This is a genomic window from Sphingobacterium sp. JB170, from assembly GCF_900163865.1.
Classification (GTDB): Bacteria; Bacteroidota; Bacteroidia; order Sphingobacteriales; family Sphingobacteriaceae; genus Sphingobacterium.
The window spans coordinates 1-1,536 of sequence record NZ_FUKU01000044.1; the positions used below are offsets into that span (position 1 = coordinate 1).

Genomic DNA, 1,536 nt, shown 5'->3' on the forward strand with positions numbered 1-1,536 from the left:
AAATGTGATGCCTTCCTTTGTTTAAATAATTTAAAAAGATATGAGTCAAACAATTTTTATTACAGGCGCTTCCTCAGGTTTGGGCGAGGCCGCCGTTAACATCTTCGCAAAGAATGGATGGACCGTATTTGCAACGATGAGAAATCCGGAACAACACACAAGCTTTTCTAAATTGGCTAATGTCCATTTGTTGAAGCTCGATGTGGATGATGTCGGTCAGATCGCGAAGGTAGTGGCAGAAGCCGAACGCATAAGCCCCATCGATGTATTGTTTAATAATGCTGGGTATGCGCTTGCAGGTCCGCTGGAAGGAATGAGTGACGAGCAACTAGAACAGCAGATCAGTACCAATTTTTTGGGAACCCTTCGGCTAACCAGAGCCTGCCTGCCAGGGTTCCGGAGTAGGAACGCCGGGATCATCATCAATACGACCTCCTTAGGAGCATACATTCCCAATCCGATGCTCGCCGTTTACGGCGCAACCAAGGCAGCGCTGGAATCCTGGACGGAAGGTATGTACTTTGAGTTGGCAAGCTTTGGCATCGTCATGAAAACCATCATCCCCGGTCTGATGAATACCAATTTTTCTCAAAGTGCCCAACTTGCAGCGCATCCGGCATACCAGGATCAGGTGGAAAAGGTTTTAGCGGCATTCTCCAGCGCTGAGGCCACCCTATCTGCCGATAATCCGGTTGATGTTGCAGCGATTGTTTTTGAGGCGGCTACTGATAATAAAAAACAATTGCATTACTTTGCGGGTAAGGACGCGACCACAAAATCAGCCTGGCTTGAACAGGAAGGAAAAGATGCTGTGATAAGCGCTACGGAAAAATTATTTTTTGGATAAGCTATGATGGAAGCATTGGTAAAGTATTTATTGCGGTTCGGCCACCTGAATGAACAACAGATCGAACTGATCAAAGCAAATGCAGAGGTGGTCGTAATGTCGAAAGAGGAATATTTCTCTGAGGCGGGTAAGACCGCCAAAAAGGTGGGTTTTCTGCAGGAAGGTGTAATGATGATTTGTTACTACAATAATAAAGGTGAGGAAATAGTACACCATTTTATTAATGAGGATCATTTTGTGGTCGATCTGGAAAGCTTTAATTATCAAACAGCTTCCATGATCTATATTAAGGCCGTCACCGATTGCACACTGCTTACCTTTACACATAAGCGCTGGAATGAGCTGCTGTCTACGATTATGGGCTTTGATGAACTCATAAACAAGATCACCGTGAAGACCCTACTGGAAAAAGTGAATATCATCAAGCCGATGCTGACTGTTGACGCTAAAGACCGGTACAATAATTTCCTGAAAGATTACCCCAACCTGGCGAACCGAATCCCGCTGGTATATGTGGCGTCCTTTTTAGGTATTACCCCGTCCTCACTAAGTAGGATCAGGAACAGGGTCGTTGGTAAGGGCGATCTGTAAGCTTACTGGGACAACTTATCCCGTACTGATACCATCATCATGACCAGTACGGGATAAGTTATTTTTACAGGCTCCGTCATTATGAGAATGGTCAATTG

At 45.1% G+C, this 1,536-nt stretch carries 2 protein-coding genes; both read left to right on the top strand.

The features are described 5' to 3' along the window. Window positions 1-40 precede the first annotated feature (40 nt). A complete protein-coding gene (locus FM107_RS13050) occupies window positions 41-847 on the top strand; it encodes an SDR family oxidoreductase (RefSeq protein WP_086948954.1) in 807 nt (268 codons plus the stop codon). Between the two features lie 3 nt (window positions 848-850). Continuing rightward, complete coding sequence (locus FM107_RS13055) at window positions 851-1,438, top strand: Crp/Fnr family transcriptional regulator (RefSeq protein ID WP_256959528.1); 588 nt, start codon at window positions 851-853, stop codon at window positions 1,436-1,438. Window positions 1,439-1,536: the final 98 nt, after the last annotated feature.

What these genes read in the sequence shown, in the direction of transcription:
- FM107_RS13050 (WP_086948954.1), top strand. Translation starts at nt 41, where the DNA reads ATGAGTCAAACAATTTTTATTACAGGCGCTTCCTCAGGTTTGGGCGAG.
- FM107_RS13055 (WP_256959528.1), top strand. Translation starts at nt 851, where the DNA reads ATGATGGAAGCATTGGTAAAGTATTTATTGCGGTTCGGCCACCTGAAT.